A 24,923-nucleotide genomic window follows, 5' to 3' on the forward strand; every position below is an offset into this window, starting at 1 on the left:
CGCGACGGTGTCGCGGAGCAGCGTGAGCGGCTGATGGAGTCGCTGAGGATCTACGGCGGCCACTACGCCGAACTCAGCCGGCGCTTCGCCGCCTGGCTCGGCCTGCACTCCACGGACGCGACCGCGGTCCTGGAAATCGCCGCCGCCGAGGAGCGCGGCACCCCCCTGTCACCGGCGCGGCTGAGCGAGCGCATCTCCCTGTCAACGGGCGCCACCACCGCGCTGCTGAATCGCCTCGAAGCGGCAGGGCATATCACCCGCACCCGCGAGCACTCCGACCGGCGCATCGTCACGCTGCGCAGCGGAGCACACATTCAGGAACGGGCGGACGAGTTCTTCGGCCCGCTCGCCCACCGCCTCGACACCGAGATGTCCCCCTACCCGCCACAGCTCCTGGAACAGTTCGAGCAGTTCATGGCTGGCCTGAACGCCACCATGGACGCCCACCTCGCCGAGCGGAACCCGGGGACACCAGTTCCCCCCGGCATCCTCTGGGACCGCCGGCGCTAGAGGTCGCCCCGGGTGGGGTAGGCCAGTGCAAGGTTGTGGAGGCGGGCGATGCCGAGCATGGCGTGGTGGACACCGGTTTCGCGCAGGCGGCAGTCGCGGAGGATCTTCCAGTTTCTTCATGCGAGAGAAGGTGTGCTCGACGCGGGCTCGTGCCCGTCGGTGGACGGCGTTGTCGGCTTCCTGTTGAGGCGTCAGGCGTTCCTGAACCGGATATCGGCGGTGCGGCATGAGAGCCCCTGTGCCTTGGTAGCCGCCGTCGGCCAGTACCGGGGCGTCGCGGCAGGCCCGGTCGACGCCGGACTCGGTAAAGGCCCGGCAGTCGTTTGGCGGTCGCTGTGGAGCTGCTTGTCCGCCTTCCACCCGGGCAGCGGCTCGGCCGAACACGACTGGCTCGCCACCGTCCGGCTTCCGCCGTATGCACCCGACCTGAATCCCGTCGAGGCCGTCTGGTCACTCGTGCGCAGAGCAATGGCCAACACATCTTCACCACACCCGACGACCTCGACCCTCGACCCTCGACCCTCGACCGCAAGCTCCGCAGCGAGATACGCAGAATCCAACCCCGACCCCGTCTCATCGACGGTTGCCTCACCGCCACAAGACTGGCCATCAGCCCACCGACCCCACCCTGAAAACCTCAGTAAACAACGGTTACCCCGGTTTGAGACGTGATCATCCAGCCCAGGCATTCACCCCGCCGAGAAAACCGCGGCCCGGAGCACTGCCCGGCAGAGTCGAGCAGTGGGAACGCGACCGCCACGGCCAATCGTCCGACCGCATCACGGTCGAACACGCCCTCGCCGACCACAACGCTGGAAGCAACTGGTGCGCTGGACCCACCGCCGTGACCGCTTGCCCGCCAACTCGCGCGAGGTTCGGGCGAGAAGTGTGACCGAGCGCTACGGGTGGCGAGCTTCGCCGGCTCGGACGCCAGAGTTCAGCTTGGGGACATCAAGGAGCCGCCTCGGCACGCATGGGAACGGCTGCGCAACCGACCGGACGCGCGGCAGTAACGCGTTAGGTCCCGACAACCTGGGGCACGTACGTCGTCCGAGTCTTGCGCGACACTGGTCGAGTGATTATCGAACGCGCGTATGCCCACCTCCCCTCGCACGACGACGACGCCTGGCCCTGGTCCGTGCCCTGCGTCCGGCAGCTGCTCGACAAAGGGCTGCGCTTCACCGCACCGGTTACCTTTCTGGTCGGTGAAAACGGCTCGGGGAAGTCGACCCTGGTCGAGGCGCTTGCGGAGGGGTTCGGTCTGGACTCCTACGGCGGCTCCCACGACTGGCGCTACGCTTCCCCGCGCAGCAAGTCGGCGCTCGGCGAGCGGATGAAATTCGACGTGACCTCGCGCGGGCGCCGTATGGCCACCAGCTGGTCGGCCCGCAATGGCTTCTTCCTGCGGGCCGAGACCGCACTGGACGCCCTGGGCAGGGAGGGGCTGTCGCCGGACTCCGTCAGCCATGGCGAGGGCTTCCTCGCGGCCTTCCGCGGGAAGTTCCTGCATGCCGGGCTCTATGTTCTCGACGAGCCGGAGGCGGCGCTCTCCTTCTCCTCATGCCTCGAACTGATCGGGCACATCGACCGGTTGGCCAAGGAGGGCGGCCAGGTCATCTGTGCCACGCACTCACCCTTGCTGACCGCCTTGCCGGGTGCGGACATCGTCGAGGTCGGCGAGCACGGCATACGAAGGGTCGCCTGGCGGGAGCTCGGCATTGTGGATCACTGGCGCCGCTATCTCGCAGACCCGCACTCCTATCTGCGGCACATCATCGAACCGTAGGGGCGATCCAACTGTCACCTGATCAACGGACCGAACAGAGCGAACCCGGCCGGAGCCCTTGCCCGCTGGAACAGCCGTGCTGCGCAGCGATGCTCCGCCGTCTACGACCACAACGCACCCATCCCCCGGGACTCGCAGCAGTTCATGAAGCAGAGCGTTGTCATCCTGGCAAGAATCGGCCTGCACCCGGCCGGCAAAGGAGCGCACAGCAACGTAGGAAGTGAACTGCACGTCGCATACGCGCAGCCGATCACCGTACGCATCGGCCAGGTCGGCGGTGGGTCTCGGTGTCGTCTTCATGGCTGTCTCCGGTCGCTCACTGCTGCCCATCGGAAGCATGTTGCATCAAGGGGCGAGTGAATACACTCCTGGGCGGCTCGATCCACCAGGCGGTGCGGTGCCGTGCGACAGCGCCGCCTAACTGATCGTTTCAGAATGAGGTTCTGAGTCGTCTCAAGCAGATGACGCTGCAGGCGAGTTGGAGGATTCCGCGGTGGAGGACGGCGCGTATCTCGTAGCGGATGCGGAGCCGTTTGAACTGGTGGAGCAGGCAAAGGTCCGCTCGACGACCCACCGGGTCTTGCCCAGGCCGGAACCATGCGGGGCTCCACGGCGGGCGATCTTGGGTGTGATGCCGCGAGCTCGGATGAGATTTCCGCTGGTCAGAGAGACAGCGAGCTTCCGTTCCGGTCTACGATGAGGTGGTGCTTGCTGCCCGGCCGCGCTCGGTCAACCGGCGAAGGTCCGGTGTGAGCCCCCCTTTGAGGGCCCTGACGTGCGAGGCGTCGATCGCCGCGTCGTCCATCTCCAGCAGTCCGTCTCGACGAAGTTCTGCCAGCAGGACTTCGTGGAGGCGGGGCCACACTCCGGCCTCGGTCCAGTCCCGCAGACAACGCCAGGCCGTCACCCCACTGCACCCGACCAGCTCCGCGGGTACGTCCCGCCAGCTCACACTCTTGCGCAGCACGTAAACGATCCCACGCAGCGCAGCACAGTCATCGGCAGGCAACCACCCCGGGTAACGGTGCCGACGCCGCGCATGAACCGGCAGCAGCGGAGCCACACGCTCCCACAGGTCATCAGACACAAGATCAGCAGGCACCCAACAGATCCTGCCGACACATCACCCAACTGCCAACAGCCACACGAAACTTCATTTTGAAACGATCAGTTAAAAGAGCGTTTTATCCCGTCCGGGGTGTTTGACGGTCTTCTGGGTAGCAGGCTGGGCTGGGACTGCTGAGGCCAGGGTCGCTATCCGTGACGTGAGAGGTGGCTGACGCCATTGCCGGGCACGTTTCCGCCCGTTCGCTCCTGTCTGATCCCAAGGCGCCCCCACTCGCTCCCGTTTGCGCCCTGTGGCGGGATGTCGCTCGGCGGAACTATCGAAACATGTCTCGACAGCGGCCGTATCCGAGCGACCTGTCCGATGCCCGATGGGAACTGCTCGAGCCCACGGTGTCGGCCTGGCGGGCCGAGCGGCGAGGGAAGGGCCTGGATATCGGGCGGCCTCCCGAGCACGACCTGCGCCGGATCATGGACGCGGTGTTGTACGTGGACCGGACCGGAATTCCCTGGCGCTACCTTCCCCACGACTTCGCACCGTGGGAAACCGTCTACGGATACTTCGCCGCCTGGCAGAAGGACGGCGTGTTCGACCAGCTCAACGGCCTGCTCCGCCGCCTGGTCCGGGAGGCCGCAGGCCGGGACGCAGAACCGAGCGCATGCGTCCTGGACGCCCAGAGCATCAAGACGTCCGCCAACGTCCCGGCCACCGGCCAGGGCATCGACGCGGGCAAGAAGATCGCGGGCCGCAAGCGCCATATCGGCGTCGACACCCTCGGCCTCCTCCTCGCGGTCTGGGTCACCGCGGCCAGCGTCTCCGACAACGCCGGCGGTATCCACCTGCTCTCGCACATCGCCAAGGCCCACCCCAGAATCACCAAGGCATGGGGCGACAGCGGTTATCGAACCAAGGCCATCGACCACGGCGCCACCCTCGGCATCGACGTCGAAGTCACCCGCCGCGACCCGGACCAGAAGGGCTTCAAGGTCATCCCCCGGCGCTGGGTCGTCGAGCGGACATTCGGCTGGCTCATGAATCACCGCCGCCTCGCCCGCGACTACGAAACCCACCCGCACCGCTCCGAAGCGATGATCCGCCTCGCGATGATCGACCTGATGAGCCGCAGGCTCACACGAGAGTCGACTCCGAACTGGAAGGACTCATAGCCGCCGGGCCACGCTGTCCCGCGCGTCCTCGCCCCTCATAGCCTGCGGCCAGCGGCCATCGATGACACCCGCCATATCCCGACAGGCGCCACAGGCATTCTCCCGCTCCGGCAGCCACAAGTAATCCGACGGCGACATGCCGGCTACCTGGATTCCGCACAGCGTCCTGTCGAAGATGCCGAAAGCATGGGAGACGTCGGCGGTGAGGCCGTCCGCGACGGCCCGCTCCCAACGCATGTCCACGGGCAAGTACGGCGGCCGCGAGACCTCGAACCACTCGCCACCCACATGGGTGGAGGCGTAGCACCAGGAACAGGACCAGATCTCCTCTTCCCAGACTGTCGGCAGTGTCGGCCATCGCCACATCGCACGTCCACACACATCGCACTCCACGGACGGATCCTCACACGCCTCCGGGCGTGACCCCAATCCGCTGACATTGGGCGACTTACCAAACACCCCGGACGGGATAAAACGCTCTTTAAGTCAACGACGCAGCCGAAGCTTCCAGCCCAGGGGAAGGAGGCTGAAGCTTCGAATGCGTGATAGCGGCGGCAGGGCCCAGCGCTGACGGCAGGGTACCCGAGGGCCGAGAGAGCACAACGCGTTCAGCGGCTCGCTCTGTCGGCAGGGTCGGCACCGCGCGAGCTACGGCGCCCCGGATCGGATACTCCGCCCCGGCCCTGCCCCACCCCGCACTCTGGTCCCGGTCCCGGTCCCGGTAGTCAACGGGTAACTTCAGGGTCACGCAGGCCCTCGTCGACAGCCCTCGGAAATCCACACACATCCGCGTATCGCGCGGGTACTTCAGGCCGGTGTGCCCGTCCCATCCCCAGGACGTCTCCATGTGGCGGCCCACCAGGGGCACGGGCTTCCAACCGCCGCCGGTCTTCCACGCGGCCCCGGGCTTCTTGACCAGCCAGCGGGCGGTGCCGGAGCGGACGCCCCCGCGGGACGGGTACACCCAGCCCACCCCGCGGGTGTCGACCCCACGGCGGTGCCAGTGGTGGACCACGATCCCGGGCGGCAGCCTGAGCCGGAGCCCGCGCAGTCACGGACGCGGGTATCGACGTACGCCCGCACCGCAGCCGGCTCCGCCGACACGGCGGGGGTGACGGCCACCGGGACCAGGACGACGGCCAGGGCGGCGGCGGGAATGATCTTTCGGTTCGTGGACGGCTCAACGCGCCCGGTGGCCCCCACCGTCGCGGGCGGCGAGGGCGGTTCACCCGGTCGGGATCACGTCGTACGCGTCAGGTCGTGGCGCGGCTGAGGGTGGTGGACCACGATGACGTCGGCGGTGCGGCGAGGGTGGTCGTCTTGGAGCAGGCCGAGGAGGCGGGGTGCGAGTTCACGCGCGGTCTCTGGGTCGTCGTTGCGGGTGTGGTGCCAGATCGTGTGTGCGTGGCGGATGACTCGGAGTGTCACGGTGCGGTCGGCCCCGGCGGCGACGAGTTGTTCGGCGGTTCCGGTCAGGAAGTCGGCGGTCTCGGAGGTGTGGGCGGTGTCCGGATCGCTGACAGCCCGCCAGACGGCGACGGTGGCGGAACAAGGGCGGGGGAGAGCGCATCGAAACCGCGCGCACGCTTCTTGATCACCACGGCGTTCTACCGGCCGCGCCCCACCCCCGGCGAAGCGCTCCTCCCCGGAGCTCATTCGCGCGAGCGATCAGCTCCGGGCAGTCTCGGCACTGGGCGAACAGGTGGCATCGCGCGCGGCCCGTTCGGCGCGGCGGGCGGGGAAGCCGAATCTGCGGGATCCGCCGACCGCCGGTTGATGGACTGCTTCCGGGTAAACGGTCAGCGGACCGTTGCATTGCCGTCCGAGAGATGCGGGGAATGATCATGGAAGCTGCGAAGTGGTCGGCGGATCGTAAACGCCTGGCGCAGTGGGTTCCCGAGGGTGAGCGGATGATGGCCGGCTGTGCGGTGACCTACGGACGGTCGCTGTGGGGTCTGGTCCCACGGCGGGCGTCCCTCCTCCTGACCGACCGCCGAGTGCGAGTGCTGCGTCACCGAGGAAATGACCTCCGCTACAAAATACGTGGCATCTTTTTCGAGATCATGCGCGGCGAGGCCAGAGCGGTCTGCGGGAATCCGCAGGTGCGGGTGGAGTTCGACAGGGGCCAAGAAGTCGAATTACACAGGCGTGACGGCGGGATCGAGCGTCTGCTGATCAGCCAGTGGGACGCGGTACACGCCGACGCCCTGTATGAAGCGTTCCCTTCCCAGGAACCGGACCCGTAGTAAGGCGCCCGCGGACGTGGGCGGGACGGGGCCGCGGCAGCCTGCTGGGCGGCCACTGAAGATCATTCACCGACCGGGCCCGCGAACACTCCTTGCCGGTCCGGCACTTCACCGCACCGCGGGCACGGGCGTACCGAAATCCGGCGTGGCGCGCTGGGGTGGCTGACAGCCTGAACGGATGGCCGAGCACACGCGACCGAGGATCTATGGGCCGGCCACGACGGCACCGACCGCTGCGCCACCCTGACCGACCACGAATACGTCGAGCTGGCTGGCGGGCCCCGCGACGGCTGGCAGGACACCTGAAGGTCCCCCGCCATCACACCGAAACCGTCCTCATCGACGGCCAGGAACACCACGTCGAGGCCGGGTCTTCCTGGCCAAGCACAAAACCCGGCGCGCCAAGCTGAGCACCGCGCAGCGCGAGCAACTCGCTGCTCTCGGGCTGGAATGGGCCTGACCGCCGCCGACCGTGCCTGCCTGTCGCTTCTACGGCTCTTTTCGATCTTGTTGGCATTCGCCCGACATGGGACTAACGAGCAATGTCAGAACTGATGTGGGTGGCAGTGGTCTGCCTGATCTTCCCGCTGCCCCTCTCGTCTGCTTCGGCATACATCCGCTGTGGCTTCGCCAGATGTGCCCGGCACTCTTCAAGAGTCTGCGCCACGGTTCCGTCCTCGATCCCCTCCTCCAATTTGAGGAGTTCCCCAGCACTTACGAGGGCCTCCCAAAACTCCACAGGCCGGCTGCAGGTGGCACGGGGACCGCTGCGCGCAAGTGAGCGGAACACGCTTGCCAACTCGCCCACGCCCAACCTTCGCGAAAGGCCCAGAGAACGCCCGCTCGCCACACCGCCCATGGCACCCATCGCGGACCGCAGGTGCTCCGCGATCAGCAGCTCCCGTCTGTCGAGCTGCTTGGCAACGTCGAAGACACCGAGCGTCTCCATCAGTCCACCGTACAAGTCCCCTTCGCCCGGTTGGAACTCACCCTGGACCCGCTCCGGTTCACCGTGAAGACGGCGCAGCAACTCCGACTCCGGGATTCCCAGAGCCCGACCCACCGCCAGCACCGCGTCCCACCACCACTGCGTCTGCGCGGCAAGTTCGCCGCACACCGCGGCCGGCGCTGCCCCTTCCCGCAGCCGCTCCCCGGCTGCCACGCCCAAGGCATCGATGACCTCTGTTCCGCCGCTCGGCATCGCACCCCCTCTGCCCCGCCAGGCCTCCCGCCCGACCCGCTGGGCAACCATTCTCCCGCACGGTCCGGGACAAGGATGAGGGCGGCCAAAACTGTTCAACGGACCCTGAAAGCCTGCTGCTGTCCTCGCTGCTGCTGAACTGAACCATCGGGCTGGCACTCAAGCTCGCGTTGTCGTGGCCGTTCCTGCCCGACCTGCCCGAGGACCGCACGGGCCTGACCATCGCGGGTTGCCGCGCTGTATCGAGCTCCAGCGCGGACCGAAAAGACCCGACGCGGCGGGAACAGCGGCCGCGGGAACCAGCACGGCGGCTAGGGTGGCAGAGAAGATCAACGGTCGGTTCATGATCGCTCAACCGCCTCGGCGGCCCTCACCGCCACGGGCAGCGGGGCCGGTTCACTCAGTCGAGGCCAGTGCCGACGACGACGCCCGGCTCCCGTGGCCCTCTTTCACCGCCGACGTAGTGCTCGCTGCGGCGTGAGACGCAGCGCGAGCGCCAGGAAGCCATGCTCGTCGGCTCAGCCCCATGCCCAGGTGCGGTGGCGGGCGGTCGCGGTCAGGGGCTTCGAGGCCTTGGGGCGGGGTTGGAGTCGGTTACGGATGCGGGTGGGGGTGGTGTCGGTGGCGATGAGGGTGCGGATGTGGTCGGTGAAGTCGGGGTCGGTCAGGGGGGGGAGGTCGAAGTCGTCGACGTAGCCGATGGCGGCCGGGGCGCAGTCGACAACGGCACCGGCGGTGGCCGGGACGGGGGCGGGGCCGGTTCTGAGGGCGCCGAGAATGCGCAGGGCGGTGGGCAGCAGGCTCGCGTCCGTGGTGGAGACCTCGTTGCGTGCGGCGGTGACCGCGGAGGGACGTCGTCGGTCTCGGTGTCGGGCTCTTCGTCGCGGGTGTGGGGGAGGTCGGTGGAGGGGGTGTTCTGGAGGAGTTCGATCTGGTCGTTCCACCAGCTTGCGGGTGCGTGTTCGCCGAGGACGCGGTGGTGGACCGACGACCCCAAGCCCCCTGCAACCGGTACCACCGCACCGTCCGGCGCGCCCGGCGGAGCTCCGGGCGAGGCAGGCCTGCCCCTCGCGGACGCCATCACGAAGATCCCCGTCACCGAGGAGCAGCGCACCGGATATGAGCGTGACTCCTTCAAGCACTGGGTCGACGAGGACGACAACGGCTGCCCGGCCCGTCAGGAGGTCCTGATCGCCGAGTCGGTCACCGCTCCGAAACAGGGTGACCGGTGCACGCTGAGCGGCGGCAGCTGGATGTCGTACTACGACGAGGCCGAGGTCACCGACGCCAAGAAGCTCGACATCGACCACATCTTCCCGCTCGCCGAGACCTGGGACAGCGGCGCCCACGACTGGACGCCCGAACGGCGCGAGGCCTACGCCAACGACCTGGGCGCGGAGCGCTCCCTGGTCGCGGTGACCGCGAAGACGAACAGGTCGAAGGCCGACAAGGATCCGGCCGCGTGGATGCCACCCGCCCCCTCCGCGACATGCATATACCTGGTCGACTGGACCGCCACCAAGCTCCGCTGGGGCCTGAGCGCGGACGAGACCGAGCAGGCGGCCCTCCTCGAACTCACCGGACCGTGCGCCGACTCGACCGTCGCCTACGGACCCGCCTTGCAGTCAACCATAGTCCACCGTTGCGTCGACATCTGTGTCGACGTCATCACCTTGGAGGGCGCTCGGAGGTCCATGGGGCCGCCCCGGGCGAGCACCTCACGGAAGGCGAGGCCAAGGTGCCGTCGATTTACCTGCTGTTCTCGACTCCTCGCTGACATCGAGGTCGGTGAGCTCAATCAGGTCAGGAGTGCGACTCCGCTCTGGGGGTGAGGGCCGCGTCGATCAGGGCACTGAGTTGGTTGGCGGCGCGCATCATGCGGAAAGCCGGGTCATGGAGTCCTTCGGCAACGATGGCGTCGATCGCGCCGCCTGTGATGACGGCGAGTGTCCGGGCATCGACCACTACGCCGCCGCGGGCATGCGCCGCGGCGTCGATGAGGTGAGCGAGTGGACCCCATCTCGTCTCGGGCTCGTAATCGAAGCCTCCTCGATTGCCTGCTTCCACGATCATGCGTGCGTGCTGCGGGTGTTCATGGAAGTGCTTGACCATCGCTAGCGCGTACACGGCCGGCCCATCAGACGGATCGGCGTCCTGGATCTCTGCCGCGACCTCGCCGGTCATGGCGGTGATGACGTGACCGTATGCGGCATCGATCAAGGAGTCCTTGGACTCGAAGTGGTAGAAGATGGCCGCCTTCGTGATACCGGCCGCTTGCGCGATGCCGACCAGCGTGGTGCCCGCGTACCCCTTCGCCGCCACCTGCTCGATCGTGACCGCGATCAGCTGAGCTCTGCGCGCCTGTTCCGTCAACGTCAGGCGATGCCCCTCTGGGCGGTCTCTCATTGCCATGCCTTCGATTCTACCCTATGGTCAAAATATCGACCGATGGTAAAGAGGTGTTGCCGTGCCGGACACGCCCGCCGACGAAGACGAGAAGAGACCCAGCGCCGAACCTGATGTGCCGACAGCCTCGCCCTCCCACCCGGATGCCGCGGCCCGCGACGCTACGAAGCCTCGACCGCGCCGGTGGTGTGTCACGGTCGCCGTCCCCGCGGTAATCACGTTCGTCCTCACCCTCGTCCGGCGCTCTCCCTCCCTGGTGGGCCATTGGGGCAGCACCGAGGGCCAGGACCGGTTCCGTTCGACCTACGAAGCGGCTTGGCGCGATCTTCCAGAACCTGCGGCGACACTCGACATCCGCACCGACTACGGCCAGGTGCGTGTCTACCGATTCGCCGGAAAGGCGGACACAGGCGTTCCGCTGGTGCTGCTGCCCGGGCGGGCCTCCGCGACCCCGGTGTGGGCAGACAACCTGCCCAGCCTTCTCTCGACCGGCGACGTTTACGCCCTCGACCTGCTCGGCGAACCGGGCATGAGCATCCAGGACCGACCCATCACCGGCGACGGCGACCAGGCGGCATGGCTGCACCAGACCCTCGAATCACTTCCGGAGGAATACTTCCACCTCGTGGGCCTGTCCATCGGCGGCTGGACCGCCGTCAACCTCGCCCTGCGCGAGCCTGCCCACATCAAGACTCTGACGTTGATCGACCCCGTCCACGTCTTCGACGACATGCCCTGGGAGACCATCGCCCGATCCCTGCCGGCCTCTCTGTCCTGGCTGCCGAAATCCTGGCGCAACAGTTTCAACTCCTACACCGCCGGAGGAGCACCGGTCGAAGGCGCCCCGGTGGCACGCATGATCGAAACAGGCATGAGGCACTACACGCTGAAGCTGCCCCAGCCAGGGCGCATCAGCGAGGACCGCCTCGCCACGCTCGACCTGCCCGTCCTCACCCTCATCGCGGGGCGATCCGTGATGCACGATGCACCAACCGCCGCCAAGACGGCGAAACGCACACTCTCCCAAGGAACCGTCCGCGTCTACGAGGACGCATCCCACGCGATCAACGGCGAATACCCTGAACGGATCGCCAAAGACATCACAGCCTTCACCACCGCGCACACAGAGTCAGCCCCGGAGTGACCGGCTCACCGAGATCTCTAGTCACCATGAATCAATTCATCCCGAGATATTTCCCTGTGCTCAGCACTGCTGAGGATGGTATAAATCCGTGCTCGCATCGTAGAAATATGCCCAGCTGGCCCAGTGGGCTTGGAGCTGGACCGAAGAGGAGAGACTTCTTATGCGTCAATTCCGAACCGCGTTGCTGGGAGCGGCGTGCGCACTTTTCGCCCTCGCATCATCGGCTTCCAGCGCGCAGGCAGAATCCGGCCAGGCTGCTGCGTCGAGTGCGGGAACCTACAACGTCTGGCAGTGGAATGTAGCGGGCAACACGTACCACGGCGGACGCAGTGACACCAACATGGTGTCACTAGCATCGACGTCCATGGTGAACCGTAACGCGGACTTCGCTGCTTTCAACGAACTGTGCAGAGGGCAGTACGACGAGCTCATCAATCAGCTCAGAGGAAAGAACTGGCCTCTGGACGACTCCAACTTCGCTCGCTTCGAAGCGAGCCGCCCGGCGGGAAACCCGGACGTCTGCGCGGGCGACGCCTTCGGCAACGCGATCTTCAGTAAGCGGCCACTCGGAGCAGCCACGCGCCTGCCGCTGACCAGCGACGGCACAAAAGAACACCGCAACATGCTGTGCGCACCGCTCGCCGACGACTCCGGCGTGCGCTTCTGCGGCACCCATTTGACCACGGTGGACGCGATCAAATGGGATCAGATCGACGACATCAGGAACTATATGGAAGACCGACACAAGGCCGGAGAGAAAGTTCTGACCGCAGGCGACCTCAACGTCCAGCCCCACTACCCGTCCATGAACTCCGTCTACTCGGCCGCGGTAAAAAGCAATGGCAACCAAAACAACTTCGGCGCATACCGTGAACTCGACGATGCCGACGCCTCAAATTGCCTGGGCTACGGCGAGACAACCACGGACATAGCCACAACTGGCAACCCGTGCGGACGCGGCCCGAAGCTGGACTTCATCCTGGTCCGGGAGACCGCGCTCGCCTCAGGAGGAAGCTACAGCGCCGACACCCTCACCACTTCCACAGACTGCACCCCGGTCAGGACCGGCACCAACGGCCTCTGCTCCGATCACCGCATCGTGACGGGGACGGTAACTCTGCGGTAAGAACGAGGTCCTTCCGCCCGTGCAGACGGGCCGAGTGTCTCAGCGCACTGTTGACCGGTGCTGTGGCTGGCCGATCTCGTTCGCACGTGAGGGACGGTTCGACGTACTGAAGAGCGGGACCTGCATTCGAATCAGCAACACGCGCAGTCGCGCCAAACTGAGCACCGAGCAGCACGAGCAGCTCGCCCCCTCCTTGGCATCGACCGGGCCACAGCCGACACCACAACGAGCGCGCGCAGCGGGGCCGAGCAGGACCACTCCCTGTCCGGCCCCGCTCTCGTCACAAGCCGGATTTGTGGTGTGCGATCACGCGAATCAGACAACCGATGTGTAGCGGACGACGGTGTCCTCGCACGTCCCCTCGGCGTACACCTTCAGCGCCTCCAGCTCACGGTCGTCCGCGGTGAGCTGCCAGCGGAGCTTGGTGGCCACCCACTCCCCCACGTACCGGCACCGCGCCTCCGGGGACGGCGGCATCCAGTCCGCCGGATCCTGGTCGGACTTCTGCCGGTTGGAGCGGGCCGTCACCGCGAGAGTCGCTCCTCCGCCCCGTGTGGCGGGAGGAGGTCAGGCGCTCTCGCGCTCGCGGCGACATTGACGTTGGCACCGTCGACGAACACGTGGTCCTTGCGGGTGTACGACTGGTTGCAGTCGGTCGCGGCACCGGACGGAGCCGCGACGGTGGCGCGCAGGTCCCTGAGCGCATCTCAAGAGACACCGCGCTGTCGCCACGCGCTACGAGCATGTCGGTCCACCTCCGCCCCCAGGTCAGCCGTGTGCTGCGGTAACAGATAGCGCGACAATCAAGAGGGCTTCGGGCGCTCCGCAAGGTGCTGCGGATCCACCGAACGGTGGAGGCGTAAATCAACCAAGCTCAGACGCTACGGTCGATGTGATGGGGTGCGGTGCGTCCGTAGCTTCGCGGTATGACCGCATTGGAAGTGCGAAATCTGCACAAGCGTTACGGGCACCACGTGGCCGTCAATGACGTTTCTTTCGCCGTTGAAGAGGGGGAAATCTTCGGCATCATCGGGCCCAACGGCGCCGGCAAGACGACGACTGTCGAGTGCATCGCCGGGCTGCGAAAGCCGGACTCAGGCTCGATCTCTGTGCTGGGAATCGACCCGGCCAAGGGCCGGGCGGAGGTGCGTGAGCGACTCGGCGTACAACTGCAGGAGAGCAGCTTCCCGGACGCGATCAAGGTCGCCGAAGCCCTCGAACTCTACAGCTCCTTCTACCGGGACCCCGCCGACTGGCGCGAGCTCATGGAACGCGTAGGTCTCACCCAGAAGCGCAACGCGCACTACAAGGCTCTCTCGGGCGGGCAGAAGCAGCGGCTTTCGATCGCGCTCGCCCTGGTCGGCAACCCGAAGGTCGCGATTCTCGACGAGCTCACGACGGGGCTGGACCCGCAGGCGAGGCGCGACACCTGGAGTCTCATCGAGCGGGTTCGTGACACGGGCGTCACGATCCTCCTCGTCACGCACTTCATGGATGAAGCGGAGCGCCTCAGCGACCGGATCGCCGTCATCGATGGTGGCCGGGTCGCCGCAGTGGATACGCCGGCAGGGCTGATCGCGCAGGCGAGTGCGGTGCAGCAGGTCCGGTTCCGCATGAGGCAGCCGCTGGACAAGGGTGTTCTGACCGAGCTTCCCGACGTGACCGATGTCGAGATCACCGAGGGCCGCTGGCTGGTCACCGGCAGGGGGCAGCTTCTCAGCAGCGTGGCGGGGGCTCTCGCCAGGGCGCAGGTCGTGGCGGAGGATCTCCGCGTCGACCAGCGCAACCTCGACGACGCCTTCGCGGCCTTCACGGGACGCACCCCGGAGGCCCGGGAACCCTCCGAGAGGAGGGGTGACTGATGCGTGCTCTCCTGAAGATGGTCGAGGTCGAGACGAAACTCTTTCTTCGAGACTCTGCCACCGTCATGTTCGGTGTGCTGTTCCCGGCGGCACTCTTGCTCGGGCTGGGTGCCATCCCTGCACTCAGGGAGGCGTCGCCGGAAACCGGCGGGCTCCGGTCCATCGACGTCTGGGCGCCGACAGCACTGGTGTTCGGGATGGTCATGATCGCCGTGCAGCACGTCCCGGCGGTGATCGCGACGTATCGTGAGCGCGGCATCCTGCGCAGGCTGTCGACCACTCCCGCGCATCCGCGGAGTGTCCTGCTCGCGCAGATGATCGTTGCGTTCGCCTCCGTGTTCGTCTCCGCGGCGCTCATGATCTTCCTCGCGTGGGCGGTGCTGGATATCGCGCCGCCCGAGCGGCCCCTGGAGTTCCTCGTCGCCTTCGTCGTGGGCTATGCGGCACTGCTCGGACTCGGCATGATGTCCGCGGCCGTGGTCCGCACGAGCAGTGCCGCGAACCAGATCGGCACCCTGCTGTTCGTTGCGCTGATGTTCTTCGGCGGGGCCTTCCTGCCCCGTGTCCTCATGCCCGACTTGCTGCGCGAGGTCGGCGAATTCGTACCGCCGGGGCTGCAGGCTCTCACCGCCGCGTGGTCCGCAGAAGCGGGCGAGATCACCGCCACTGCCGGTGGGCAGCCCTTCTGGCTGCAGATTGCCATAATGGCAGGTATCGCAGTGATCGCGAGCGCGATCGCCGCGAAGCTCTTCCGCTGGGAGTAGGTGACAATGACGCGGAATGCCCGGGCCGGTGAGCCCCCGACCTTCGCTACGCACGAATGCGCCGTCGCGGAGGAGGCGGAGATCGCGAATCGCTCACGGTTGGCCTGGAAGGAGGAGCAACTGCGGGTCTGGGACCTGCTGCAGCTGTTCACACCGTGGCTGCTGCTCACGATCTCGACGGCAATCTACTTCTCGTGGGTGCTTCCGGCCTCCGGTGAACACTTCTTGCCCGAGGGCGCATCCGTCCTCGGGCTGGTCGCGGTCTCGGTGCCGTGGGTGCTGTTCGGTCACACGCTGCCCATCAGAAAGAGGACGCTGCGGCCCGTGTCGGCGGGTTTCTTCCTCGCCGGGCTGCTGGCGCTGTGTGTCACCCTCATGGCGTACTCCGACATCTTCCTCGTCTTCACCATTGCCGGCTTCTTCCACGCGTACTTGCTCAGGCCGTGGCCGTTGGGGGTGCTCGGAGTCCTGGCCACCTCCGTGGCCCTCAACGGCTCAGCGATGCGAGTGTGGGCGGACCCGACCCCGGGCACGCTCGCGGAGTTCATCCTGATCGTTGCCGTGCAGACCGCGGCGATCGGGGTGGGCATCCTGCTGACGGCGCGCAGCGAACCAGAGGAACGCAAGCGGGAGAAACTCGTCGAGCGACTTGAGGCGGCACTGCACGAGAACGCCGGGCTCCATGCCCAACTGGTCGCCCAGGCCCGTGAATCCGGGGCGCAGGACGAGCGGCAGCGCTTGGCCGGCGAGATCCACGACACGCTGGCCCAGGGTCTCGCCGGCATCATCACGCAACTCCAGGCCGCGGAGCGTTCCGCGCGTGTGCGGGGCGAGTCGGAAGAGCACGTCGCGCGTGCACTTCGGCTCGCGCGCAGCAGTCTTACCGAGGCCAGACGGTCCGTGCGGGCGCTCGCTCCCCAGGAGCTCGGGCGAGCGCACCTCCCCGACGCGCTGCGCACGTTGACCGAGCGATGGTCGCGGGACGAGGGGATGAGCGCGCAGATGGAGGTCACCGGCACCCGGGAGCCACTGAGCCCGGCGATCGAGGTGTCGCTCTTCCGGGTCGCGCAGGAGTCGCTGACCAACGTGGCGAAGCACGCGGACGCATCGCGCGTCGGTGTCACGCTGTCGTACACGGGCACCGAGGTGCTGCTGGACGTGCGCGATGACGGGCGCGGGTTCGCGAAGGGGGTCGGCACCGGCTTCGGCCTGACGAGCATGCGCCAGCGCATCAGAGGGGTCGGCGGTCACATAGAGGTACAGAGCGCACCGGGTGAAGGAACATCCGTCAGTGTGCGCGTTCCGGCGATTGCCCCCGGGGGCCCGAGAGCTCAGGGGGAAACCGACCGATGATTCGACTGGTAGTTGTCGACGACCATCCGATCGTGAGGGGCGGTCTCCGCGACACCTTCGCGGACATCGAGGACATTGTCGTGGTCGGTGAGGCCGGGGACGGCGCCGAGGGCATCGAACGCGCCAAGCTACTGGCAGCGGATGTCGTCCTCATGGACCTTCGGATGCCCGGGATGGACGGCGTCGCCGCGACCGCGGCCCTGCGCAAGTCGGCTCCGAGCGCGCGCGTGCTGATCCTGACCACCTTCGACAGCGAGAGCGACGTACTGCCGGCGATCGAGGCGGGTGCGATCGGATATCTCCTGAAGGATGCTCTGCCCGACGAACTGATGCGCGCCGTCCGTGCAGCCGCGCGCGGAGAGTCGGTGCTCGCGCCGTCGGTGACGCAGCACCTTATGGGACAGGTTCGGAGACCCCGCGCCGGCACACTGACCGATCGAGAGAAGGAGGTGCTGCAACTGGTCGCTAACGGCAGTTCGAATCGAGAGGCCGCTACAGCGTTGTTCATCGGCGAAGCGAGCATCAAGACCCATCTGCAACACATCTACGACAAACTCGGCGTTCGGGATCGAGCCTCGGCGGTGGCCGAGGGCTACCGTCGTCGCTTGCTCACGTGACGCCCCCGCTGCCGGCCGCCGCCGCACGGCAGGACCGTCGCAAGCAGCGGCGGGCGCGCGCATACGTACGTGGCGGCGCAGTAGTGCTTCGTTACCTTGAGTGATCTTGCCTGGTGGTGGGCATCTTCGAGGTGTGAGACTGGGGGATGTCGAGCGGCTCCGGGGTGAGTTGGCGGAGTTCGTGGGTGATGTGTTCGGGTCGTTGCCGCGGCAGGATCAGCGCCGGTGGGGTGCGTGTTATCTGCGCGGTCTGATGCTGGACGGGCGGCGTAAGTCGATCCAGCCGATGGCCCAGCGGTTGCCGGACGGGAACATGCAGGCCCTGCAGCAGTTCGTGAACCAGTCGCCGTGGGATCCGTTGCCGGTGCGACGACGGATCGCCCGGAGACTGTCCGAGGCGATCAGACCGCAGGTGTGGGTGATCGACGACGTGTCGTTTCCCAACTGCGGCCGCGCCTCTGCCGGGGTGGCCCGTCAGTACTGCGGAGCCTTGGGGAAGCGGGCGAACTGCCAGGTCGCTGTCAGTGTCCATGCCGCCACCGACACTGCGTCGTGTCCGCTGGACTGGCAGTTGTATCTGCCCCGGGAGTGGACGGACGAGCCGGGTCGCTGCCATCGGGCGGGCATCCCCGACGGCATCGTCCATCAGGAGAAATGGCGGCTCGCACTCGGTCTGCTGGACAACGTGACCGGTTGGGGACTGACCGCACCGGTTGTGGTCGCCGACGCGGGCTACGGCGTCAGCACCCCCTTCCGCCACGGCCTTCAGGAACGGGGCCTGTCCTACGTGCTCGCACTGACCGGGAAGGAAGTCGCGCACGAACTCGACATCGAGCCGCGCCAGCCGGGATATGGAGGACTGGGCCCGCCGACGCTTCCTCGCTACCGGACGGCGCCGCGCGCTCTTTCCCTCCACGCGGTTGATGCCGCTGCCGCCGGCCACTTCACCGAGGTGAGCTGGCGGCAGGGCAGCAAAGGGCCGATGACCTCGCGGTTCGCCGTCTTGACCTTTCGACCGGCGGGCAAGCAGGCCCTGGCAGGCGCCCAGGCCGCGGGCGGCGGACGCAACCAGTGGGACGTAGTCCTAAGGTTAGAGCCTGGTGGGTGACTAGCTAGTACTCCAGCGACCGGGGTGAAACCGCGGTTGTCGAACCGACGTGCTGCTACTGCTGCCATGAAGTCGTGCCGGTCCGGTGGCAGCCGACTGCTCCGTACGGCGGAATCCGTCCCCCGATGGCGGTAGCCGACAAGGCCTCGCACTTGTTGCAGGGGCACCGTGTCGACCCAAAGGACGACGCCGCGGAGGGAAGTTCGAATGTCGTACTCGAGTAAGCCCTTGAGCAGACGTGGTCTGCTCATAGCCGGTGGGGCCGTGGCCTCCACAGCCGGCGCCACTCAGAAGCCCCGCTCCCTCACCGGGGGTGGAGACAGTTCGAGTGGAACCGAGGGAAGCGACGACGCATGGCGGACGAAGATCGACGTGCACCATCATTTCACCGCACCGCGATGGGTGGACTGGGCGGAGCGCGCAGGGGTGGTGCGACGGGAAGAGCTGCTGTGGTGGGCGCGCTGGGATGCGGACTCCACGCTCGCGCTCATGAACCGGGCAGGGATCGCGACCGCCGTCCTCAACCCCACCATGCAGGACCAGTACCGCTCCGCGGCACAGGCCAAGGAAGGGCTGTCCGTCGTCTTCGAGGCGATGACCGACTTGATGCACGACCACCCGGGGCGTTTCGCTTTCCTCTGCCCCGCCCTCCTGGATCACCCCGAAGTCACCACGTGGGCACTCCGACGGGCCTTCGACGAACTCGGTGCCGTCGGAGTCAGTGTGAAGGCGAGCTACAACGGTGTGTATCTGGGTGACCCCTCATACGACCGCTTCCTCGCCGAAGTCGACGAACGCTCCGGGGTCCTCGTCACCCACCCGCTCGACCTTCCGGGGAAACCGCCGGGAGTGCCCACAGTTCCCGGGGTCCCGAACTTCATGTGCGACTTCCTGCTGGACACCACGCGTGCCGCCGTGAACATGATCCGCACAAGAACCCTCGACCGGTACCCTCGTCTGTCCGTCGTCCTGCCGCACGCCGGCGGATTCCTCCCTCAGATCGCCACCCGCCTCGAGGCCTTCGGCGACTTCTGCACCCCGCCTCTCGACGCAGCCCGCGTGCGGGAGTCCCTCCGCCGTTTCCATTACGACACGGCGGGCCCGCTCGCTCCGGCGTGCACTTTGGTGGAGACGGTCGGTGCCGATCAGATCCTCTTCGGCACGGACTGGCCGGCCGCCTCCGCCGAGATCATCACCGACTTCACGGTGCCTGCCATCGAGGCCGACCATGCGTTCACCGAGCACCAGCGTCGCGGCGTCTACCGCAACAACGCACAACGACTCATGCCCGCGTTGAAGCGGACCTCCCGCACCGGTCCCCGAGCCGGGGACGGGCGGAGTGCGTATTACGGACGAGGGGACAGGCCCTCTAGCTAGTACTTGTTGCGACAGCGCATCGACTTCTGCCTGCCTGTTGTTCTCCACCACTCGTCCCCCTCCAACGCTTACACCCGCGCACGGGGCCTTCCCACCGTTCGTGCCGAAGCCGATTGCTCCGGCGGAGCTGGGCTGACGCCAAGGCGTGCCTGATCGCCCTCCGCGCCGTGCTCAAAGCAGTTCCGCCGCCGGCTCAGAGGCAAGCGGAGGACTGTGACGACTTTGCCGAGAGTGGTCGCTTCCTCGCCGGGGATCGGTTCGTAGGCGGAGTTGTGGGGCATCAGCCACACCCGGCCGCTCTCGCGCCGCAGTCGCTTCACGGTTACTTCGCCGTCCAGCATCGCGGCGACGATGTCGCCGTGGTCGGCAGAGTCGGCCTGGCGCACGACGCGGAATCGATCCAGCCGGAACAGTACGGAGCCGGCGACTATTACCTCCGTGCGAAGGGCAACGTCGCGCTCAAGCCGTACGTCCTGCTGCGCAAGGCCTTCGATCGCACCATCGCAAGCCGCGCCCCTCGCCAACCCCTTAAAGAGCGTTTTGTCCAGGCAGGGGTGTTTGGTAACGCCGACCAGTCAGTCAAGGTCTGGGAGGTCACGTCGACGCGGTTGGGGTGTGCTGAGCCTGCTGGGGTCGATGTCGGCGCCGGGTGAGAGGATGGCGTTCATGCCTCTGCCTCAGCCCGATGATCTAACGTCGCTGATCCTGCGTACCGACTTCGGTGACGACGGGGCTTGGGATGCGGTGCGTATCGCACTCGACGCTGCTGGCGAGTACCCCCACGCCACGTATGTCAGCGACGTTCGCTTCGCTGCCGTGGACGTCCAGGCGCTGCTGGACGAAGAAGCTGCTGCGGAAGAAGACGACAGGATCGCCGACTTGTTCCTTGCGGACGCGACCACGATGGAGGATCCGGATCACCCTCTTTTGGCCGTGGACCTGTGGGACGAACCTGGGCGAACGTTCAGGGTTCCGGCTCACTTGTTTCCTGACGTGTCAGCTAACCTCAGCATCGCCAATATGGACTTCGCGGACTTCGCCGATGCCGCTGATGGATCAGGAACCTTCCGCGGCTTTGACGGGGGCTGACGCCTCACTGCTGAGGCACGTCCGGGGTGAGCTATGTGTCGCGCCAGTTCAGCGTGGCTTCACGCGTGAGTCTGCGGCTCATCAGGTCGATCATCGCGATGCGGATCACGGCTTCGGAGCGGTGCGGGTGGGTTCCGTAGTCGCGGGCGAGGCGGCGGTGGTGCATGAGCCAGCCGGTTGGGTCAGCCGCGCGGTGAGATGCTCGCCGTGGACGAGTCCTGTTCCGCGCGACCTCCCGCCGAACTGACATGATGGTTTCCCTGTCATCCGGCTCTCCAGTGACTACGGCGTGAGTGTTCTGGCCAGGTAAGTCGTCCGGCCCAGGAACCTCCTTCCGATTTCCTCCCGGCTGAGCCGGGGATAGAAACAGAGCGCCTCGTGGCGCACAAGGTCCGCTCGACGACCCACCGGGTCTTGCCCAGGCCGGAACCATGCGGGGCTCCACGGCGGGCGATCTTGGGTGTGATGCCGCGAGCTCGGATGAGAACAAGGGGCACCAGGCCGGGCTTGAGGTCATCGCGAGACCCTTTGCGGTACCTCGGGGGACACAGCAATTGTCACAGGACTGCACAGCTGAAAACTCCCGGTGTGATGCCGTAGGCACGCTTGAACCAACGGTTGAAGTGCGCCTGATCCGAGAAACCGGCGGACGTTGCAGCGTCCGCCGGTGCCAGACCGCTGGTGAGCAGGTCGCGGGCGTGGCGTAGGCGGAGCAGGCGCTGATAGGCGCTGGGCGGCATGCCGTACTCCTCCCGGAAGGCGCGGTACAGTGCGAACCGGCTGCATCCCGCAACTGCGGCCAGGTCGTTCACCGCGAGCGGCTCAAGAAACGCCTTGTCGAGCAGCGCCCGGGCGCGGCGTGCGGCTCGCAGCCGTGGAGTGCCCGCCAGTGTCCGCACCCGCGGAGTGCGCGTGGTTCCGCGTTTCGCCATCGCGAGGACGGTCGCAATCAGAAGTTCCTCGCGGACCAGAAGGCCCGCTCGCCCGGCCAAGGCACCGTGCAGTCTGGACAGAGTGTCGGTCAGGAGCGGATCGGTCAGAACGGGCTGCGTGAACAGCGGCATGGCGCCGGTGTGCCGGTCGGAGGCATCGGCGAGTATCTCGCACACCACACGGGGCCCGATGTGCACGATGCGGTACTGGTAGCCCAGCTGGGCCGCCGCACGGCCGTCGTGCACCTCGTCTGGGTTGAAGGCCATGACCATGCCAGCCCCGCTGGTGTGGTTGGCTCCGCGGCAGTGGAACGATTGGGCTCCCACGTCCGTGATGCCGAAGGAGTAGGTGTCGTGACTGTGCGGAGTGTAGACATGCTCGAAAAAGTGCGCCTGCATGGCTTCCAGTGGACGGGAGCCGTCGCGCCAGTAACGGGTCCATCCGTTCGCCGGCCCGCTCCCGGCACCGTTCCTCGCCTCCATGACCCCATGGTGCCGCACCAGCGTTCAAGTCAGCCCAGCATCTCTCCGGTTGTATCGCGGACATGCGATCAAAAGCGGGAACGAGCAACCCATATCTACAACTCCTGGTGACCATGGTGCTGTGGGGCAGTGCCTTCTCCAGTTCCAAGTCGGTCGTCGAGCATGTTCCGCCCGCGGTGGGAGCGGTCCTGCGTTTCGGCGGGGGCGCCCTGGCGCTGCTCGTAGCGATCCGGCTGTTCGGTGACCGCCGGGCACAGGTCTCGTCCCGCAACGGGTGGCGCGCGGCGGCGGTCGGCGTGCTGGGTGTCTTCGCCTACAACGGCTTCTTCTTCTGGGGCCTGTCTCTTGCTCCTTCTCTCGATGCCGGAATCCTCATCCCCGTCATGAGTCCCGTACTGACCAGCACCGTCTTGGTGCTCACCGGCAAGGAACGGGCCGGCGCCGCCCGAGCAACCGGCCTCGTCCTTGGTCTGGTCGGTGCCGTCATCTTCTTCATCGGCGTCGGCGGCAGTGCACAGGGCGGCTCGTCCAGGCTGTGGGGCGATGTGCTGTTCCTGCTCAGTGCCGTCTGCTGGGCCGGCTACACGCTTCTGGGGCCCCGGGTCATGTCGGGTGTCGATCCGCTGCGGGCCACGACCTACGCCACCTGCGCGGGCGCGTTGCTGCTGGCGGTACTCGCTGCCCCCGACCTGACGCGGGTCCTGTGGAGCGAGTTGCCGGCCGGAGTATGGCTGAACACCGTGTACCTCGCCGTGGGCGCCGCAGCCCTCGCGAACCTCCTGTACTACCGCGGGGTCGCCACGGTGGGACCGGCCAACGCCTCCCTGATGATGTTCACCGTCCCCGTGGTCAACACCCTGTGCTCCACGCTCCTCCTCGGCGAGTCCTTCGGCTGGTTGCAGGCCACGGGCGCGGTGGTCCTGCTCGTCGGAGCGGCCCTCGCAGCCACCAGGGGCAAACTGCCGACGTGCAGGACCGCCCCTGCCGGACAGTCGCCCGCCGAAACCGAAACGCCCCGCCGCAGGAGCACGACATGAAGCCCTTGCTCTCGCGGGCGGCTGTCCGGCCAGGCCCGCGCAGGCCGTGCGGCTGGCCCGCTGCGTGGTCGAGGACGGCTGGCCTCTGCGGTGGGCGGCCGAGCGCTTCCAGCCACCAACGACAGCCCAGCGATGGGCGGACCATTACCGGACTTACGAGCTCGACCGTTGCGCTGGCAGAGTTCGGCTAGTTCCGCATCAGGCAACGTTCGCCCTGTTGTGGTGTGACGCGCCGCCCGGTGCTTGGCCGGGCGGCATGGGGCGGCCATCTCCGTCGTGCAGCGATACAAGTACAGGCCCGCGCACTTGCCTGTTAGATTCACCTTGAGTAACTCACCTTCCCGGTCCGGAGTTCTTATTCCGTCGGGAAGGCTTTTTTCATGCCCGGAAGCAGATTGTCTCGGGCTGAAGTCGACCACCCTCACCACGGAGTCTCGTGTCAGACATCTCCCTGCGCCTCGCAGACCATGCCGACAAGCCCACAGCCGAGCGCCTGTGGCTGATGTTCCGACATGACATGTCGGAGTTGGAGGGTGACCTGCCCAACCCCGACGGATCCTTCCGAGACGAATGGCTTCACATGGCCTTCTCCGACCCCGACCGGGCACCGTATCTCCTGACGAGAGGTGACCGGCCCATCGGATTCGCGTTCGTCCGCGGTCTGATTGGTCCGACGCGCGTGATGAACAGCTTCTTCGTGGTGCGCGGGGCACGGCGGGCGGGGACCGGGATGCACGCTGCTCAGAGCATCGTGGCCCTGCATCCAGGGCCGTGGGAGATCGCATTCCAGGAAGCCAACCCGGGCGCGGTGAAGTTCTGGCGTCGCGTCGCCACAAAGATCAACGGCGACGCCTGGACCGAGGAGCGCAGACCGGTGCCGAACCGGCCGGACCTGGCACCTGACGTCTGGATCTCGTTCAGTACCACGGCCGGATCAAGCAACGTTAGCCCTGTCGACGACGGCGCGTAGGTCCTGGTCGTCGGCATGGCGGTTTCGCCAGATGATGTAGCGGCGGATCATGCTGCCCTGCTCCTTGTGGTCGGCGTGGTCGGTGCCGTCCAGGGTGAAGTAGCGCAGGGCGGTGAACTGGGCCTATATGCGGTTGAGCCAGGAGCTGTTGGTCGGGGTGTAGGCCATCTCGACGTTGTTCGCCGCGGCCCAGGTGCCGACCCGCTGGCATCTCTTCGTGGTCAGGTGCGGCGAGAAGTTGTCATTGACAATCGCGATCCGCACGGTCGGTGGGTAGAGGCTGCGCAGGTAGCGGCAGAACTCCAGGAACTGCGTCCGCCGCTTGACCGGTTTGATGTGGCCGTAGAGCTTGCCCTTGGCCAGGTCCAGGGCAGCGAACAGGTGGCGTACTCCGCCGTAGCGGTTGTAGGTAGCCCGGCGCCGCCGACGGGGTTCCCGGTCGGGATCCTTGTGCTTGCCTCCGCGTTCGGCCCACTGCCGGCCCGGGTGCGGCATCAGGTTGAGGGGTCCGAACTCGTCCATGCAGAAGATGACTTCGGGTTCGCCGTCCTCGGGTATGACCTCGCCGTCGGCGATCGCGCAGAGGTGCTCGACCCGGGCCTTCTTCGCCGCGTAGTCGGGGTCGCGGGAGGTCTTCCAGGTCTTCAGGCGTTGAAAGGAGACGCCTTCCTCGCGGAGCA

The 24,923-nt window shown here is 66.8% G+C and carries 22 protein-coding genes and 12 pseudogenes; 20 read left to right on the plus strand and 14 right to left on the minus strand.

The features are described 5' to 3' along the window. Positions 1-33: 33 nt before the first annotated feature. Positions 34-510 (plus strand): MarR family winged helix-turn-helix transcriptional regulator, encoded by a 477-nt coding sequence (locus OO67_RS34850; protein ID WP_051710274.1) that lies wholly within the window; start codon positions 34-36, stop codon positions 508-510. Here the strand turns inward: OO67_RS34850 and OO67_RS37580 are convergent. Further along, positions 507-834 (minus strand): annotated as a pseudogene (locus tag OO67_RS37580) (transposase family protein); the annotation flags it as partial. The gene OO67_RS34850 and the pseudogene OO67_RS37580 overlap by 4 nt on opposite strands. On the opposite strand from OO67_RS37580, the pseudogene OO67_RS40355 reads away from it, so the two are divergent. The 3 genes and pseudogenes from OO67_RS40355 to OO67_RS34855 form a co-directional block, all read left to right on the plus strand. Beyond that, positions 820-1,142, plus strand: a pseudogene (locus OO67_RS40355) (transposase); the annotation flags it as partial. The pseudogenes OO67_RS37580 and OO67_RS40355 sit on opposite strands and share 15 nt — an antisense overlap. Positions 1,143-1,159: 17 nt before the next feature. Then, a pseudogene (locus OO67_RS40970) lies at positions 1,160-1,386 on the plus strand (transposase); the annotation flags it as partial. A gap of 199 nt (positions 1,387-1,585) precedes the next feature. Further along, the gene (locus OO67_RS34855; protein WP_033305850.1) at positions 1,586-2,296 is read left to right on the plus strand and encodes an AAA family ATPase; all 711 of its coding nucleotides are present in this window, start codon (positions 1,586-1,588) and stop codon (positions 2,294-2,296) included. A 141-nt stretch (positions 2,297-2,437) separates the two neighbouring features. On the opposite strand, the pseudogene OO67_RS40730 reads toward OO67_RS34855, so the two are convergent. After that, positions 2,438-2,635, minus strand: a pseudogene (locus tag OO67_RS40730) (hypothetical protein); the annotation flags it as partial. A 91-nt stretch (positions 2,636-2,726) separates the two neighbouring features. Beyond that, positions 2,727-3,398: pseudogene (locus OO67_RS37600) on the minus strand (transposase); the annotation flags it as partial. Between the two features lie 290 nt (positions 3,399-3,688). Between OO67_RS37600 and OO67_RS34860 the strand changes: the two are divergent. Beyond that, on the plus strand, positions 3,689-4,528 hold the full coding sequence (locus tag OO67_RS34860) for an IS5 family transposase (RefSeq protein WP_033305851.1): 840 nt from the start codon (positions 3,689-3,691) through the stop codon (positions 4,526-4,528). On the opposite strand, the gene OO67_RS34865 is transcribed toward OO67_RS34860, so the two are convergent. Further along, on the minus strand, positions 4,523-4,921 hold the full coding sequence (locus tag OO67_RS34865) for a hypothetical protein (RefSeq protein WP_033305852.1): 399 nt from the start codon (positions 4,919-4,921) through the stop codon (positions 4,523-4,525). The two genes, OO67_RS34860 and OO67_RS34865, sit on opposite strands and share 6 nt — an antisense overlap. An 846-nt stretch (positions 4,922-5,767) precedes the next feature. After that, positions 5,768-6,184, minus strand: a complete 417-nt coding sequence (locus OO67_RS34870) for a hypothetical protein (protein WP_033305853.1) — start codon at positions 6,182-6,184, stop codon at positions 5,768-5,770. A gap of 188 nt (positions 6,185-6,372) precedes the next feature. On the opposite strand from OO67_RS34870, the gene OO67_RS34875 reads away from it, so the two are divergent. Then, a complete protein-coding gene (locus OO67_RS34875; protein ID WP_157841783.1) occupies positions 6,373-6,774 on the plus strand; it encodes a hypothetical protein in 402 nt (133 codons plus the stop codon). A gap of 532 nt (positions 6,775-7,306) precedes the next feature. On the opposite strand, the gene OO67_RS38450 is transcribed toward OO67_RS34875, so the two are convergent. Both OO67_RS38450 and OO67_RS39215 read right to left on the minus strand, forming a co-directional pair. Continuing rightward, positions 7,307-7,975, minus strand: coding sequence for a hypothetical protein (locus OO67_RS38450; RefSeq protein WP_033305855.1), 669 nt, complete (start codon positions 7,973-7,975; stop codon positions 7,307-7,309). 518 nt (positions 7,976-8,493) lie between these two features. After that, positions 8,494-8,919: a hypothetical protein gene (locus OO67_RS39215; RefSeq protein WP_167748694.1), complete on the minus strand. Its 426-nt coding sequence runs from the start codon at positions 8,917-8,919 to the stop codon at positions 8,494-8,496. Between OO67_RS39215 and OO67_RS38455 the strand changes: the two genes are divergently transcribed. Further along, positions 8,887-9,807 (plus strand): HNH endonuclease family protein, encoded by a 921-nt coding sequence (locus OO67_RS38455; RefSeq protein WP_382057597.1) that lies wholly within the window; start codon positions 8,887-8,889, stop codon positions 9,805-9,807. The genes OO67_RS39215 and OO67_RS38455 overlap by 33 nt on opposite strands. Here OO67_RS38455 and OO67_RS34890 read toward each other — a convergent pair. After that, positions 9,779-10,387 (minus strand): TetR/AcrR family transcriptional regulator, encoded by a 609-nt coding sequence (locus OO67_RS34890; RefSeq protein ID WP_063746192.1) that lies wholly within the window; start codon positions 10,385-10,387, stop codon positions 9,779-9,781. The genes OO67_RS38455 and OO67_RS34890 overlap by 29 nt on opposite strands. Before the next feature lie 55 nt (positions 10,388-10,442). Between OO67_RS34890 and OO67_RS34895 the strand changes: the two genes are divergently transcribed. Together OO67_RS34895 and OO67_RS34900 are read left to right on the plus strand one after the other, a co-directional pair. Then, complete coding sequence (locus OO67_RS34895; protein ID WP_208861131.1) at positions 10,443-11,525, plus strand: alpha/beta fold hydrolase; 1,083 nt, start codon at positions 10,443-10,445, stop codon at positions 11,523-11,525. Between the two features lie 160 nt (positions 11,526-11,685). Then, entirely contained in the window at positions 11,686-12,651 is a 966-nt protein-coding gene (locus OO67_RS34900; RefSeq protein WP_106972872.1) for an endonuclease/exonuclease/phosphatase family protein, read from the plus strand. Positions 12,652-12,966: 315 nt separating this feature from the next. Here OO67_RS34900 and OO67_RS34905 read toward each other — a convergent pair. Further along, a pseudogene (locus tag OO67_RS34905) lies at positions 12,967-13,185 on the minus strand (HNH endonuclease); the annotation flags it as partial. A gap of 392 nt (positions 13,186-13,577) precedes the next feature. On the opposite strand from OO67_RS34905, the gene OO67_RS34910 reads away from it, so the two are divergent. From OO67_RS34910 to OO67_RS34935, 6 genes and pseudogenes are all read left to right on the plus strand, one after another. Then, complete coding sequence (locus tag OO67_RS34910; protein WP_033305859.1) at positions 13,578-14,513, plus strand: ABC transporter ATP-binding protein; 936 nt, start codon at positions 13,578-13,580, stop codon at positions 14,511-14,513. Further along, entirely contained in the window at positions 14,513-15,277 is a 765-nt protein-coding gene (locus OO67_RS34915; RefSeq protein ID WP_033305860.1) for an ABC transporter permease, read from the plus strand. Before OO67_RS34910 ends, OO67_RS34915 begins: the two co-directional genes overlap by 1 nt. Positions 15,278-15,283: 6 nt before the next feature. Next, complete coding sequence (locus OO67_RS34920) at positions 15,284-16,630, plus strand: ATP-binding protein (protein ID WP_051710266.1); 1,347 nt, start codon at positions 15,284-15,286, stop codon at positions 16,628-16,630. After that, on the plus strand, positions 16,627-17,247 hold the full coding sequence (locus tag OO67_RS34925) for a response regulator (RefSeq protein WP_033305861.1): 621 nt from the start codon (positions 16,627-16,629) through the stop codon (positions 17,245-17,247). Before OO67_RS34920 ends, OO67_RS34925 begins: the two co-directional genes overlap by 4 nt. Before the next feature lie 133 nt (positions 17,248-17,380). Beyond that, positions 17,381-18,340 (plus strand): annotated as a pseudogene (locus OO67_RS34930) (IS701 family transposase); the annotation flags it as partial. 222 nt (positions 18,341-18,562) lie between these two features. After that, positions 18,563-19,732, plus strand: a complete 1,170-nt coding sequence (locus tag OO67_RS34935) for an amidohydrolase family protein (protein ID WP_051710269.1) — start codon at positions 18,563-18,565, stop codon at positions 19,730-19,732. 203 nt (positions 19,733-19,935) lie between these two features. On the opposite strand, the pseudogene OO67_RS40365 reads toward OO67_RS34935, so the two are convergent. Beyond that, positions 19,936-20,100, minus strand: a pseudogene (locus OO67_RS40365) (LexA family protein); the annotation flags it as partial. Here OO67_RS40365 and OO67_RS40370 point away from each other — a divergent pair. Both OO67_RS40370 and OO67_RS34945 read left to right on the plus strand, forming a co-directional pair. Continuing rightward, positions 20,092-20,385, plus strand: coding sequence for a Ku family protein (locus OO67_RS40370; RefSeq protein WP_244300483.1), 294 nt, complete (start codon positions 20,092-20,094; stop codon positions 20,383-20,385). The pseudogene OO67_RS40365 and the gene OO67_RS40370 overlap by 9 nt on opposite strands. Before the next feature lie 13 nt (positions 20,386-20,398). After that, positions 20,399-20,821 (plus strand): DUF6924 domain-containing protein, encoded by a 423-nt coding sequence (locus tag OO67_RS34945; protein ID WP_157841784.1) that lies wholly within the window; start codon positions 20,399-20,401, stop codon positions 20,819-20,821. A 31-nt stretch (positions 20,822-20,852) separates the two neighbouring features. Here the strand turns inward: OO67_RS34945 and OO67_RS37630 are convergent. The 3 genes and pseudogenes from OO67_RS37630 to OO67_RS34955 all read right to left on the minus strand — a co-directional run. Further along, a pseudogene (locus OO67_RS37630) lies at positions 20,853-20,996 on the minus strand (IS5 family transposase); the annotation flags it as partial. Between the two features lie 214 nt (positions 20,997-21,210). After that, a pseudogene (locus tag OO67_RS38460) lies at positions 21,211-21,303 on the minus strand (IS5/IS1182 family transposase); the annotation flags it as partial. A 75-nt stretch (positions 21,304-21,378) separates the two neighbouring features. Beyond that, on the minus strand, positions 21,379-22,236 hold the full coding sequence (locus OO67_RS34955; RefSeq protein WP_033305864.1) for a helix-turn-helix transcriptional regulator: 858 nt from the start codon (positions 22,234-22,236) through the stop codon (positions 21,379-21,381). Between the two features lie 62 nt (positions 22,237-22,298). Here OO67_RS34955 and OO67_RS34960 point away from each other — a divergent pair, with 62 nt between their 5' ends. The 3 genes and pseudogenes from OO67_RS34960 to OO67_RS34965 all read left to right on the plus strand — a co-directional run bounded on the left by OO67_RS34960 (position 22,299) and on the right by OO67_RS34965 (position 24,243). Next, positions 22,299-23,273, plus strand: coding sequence for a DMT family transporter (locus OO67_RS34960; RefSeq protein WP_033305865.1), 975 nt, complete (start codon positions 22,299-22,301; stop codon positions 23,271-23,273). Between the two features lie 46 nt (positions 23,274-23,319). Then, positions 23,320-23,424 (plus strand): annotated as a pseudogene (locus OO67_RS38465) (IS481 family transposase); the annotation flags it as partial. A gap of 285 nt (positions 23,425-23,709) precedes the next feature. After that, positions 23,710-24,243 carry a GNAT family N-acetyltransferase gene (locus tag OO67_RS34965; protein ID WP_033305866.1) on the plus strand — a complete coding sequence of 178 codons (534 nt, stop codon included), beginning with the start codon at positions 23,710-23,712 and terminating at the stop codon, positions 24,241-24,243. On the opposite strand, the pseudogene OO67_RS34970 reads toward OO67_RS34965, so the two are convergent. Beyond that, positions 24,208-24,923, minus strand: a pseudogene (locus OO67_RS34970) (transposase); the annotation flags it as partial. The gene OO67_RS34965 and the pseudogene OO67_RS34970 sit on opposite strands and share 36 nt — an antisense overlap.

Origin of the sequence: Streptomyces atroolivaceus, from assembly GCF_000717025.1 — a bacterium.
In the GTDB taxonomy this organism is placed as follows: domain Bacteria; phylum Actinomycetota; class Actinomycetes; order Streptomycetales; family Streptomycetaceae; genus Streptomyces; species Streptomyces atroolivaceus.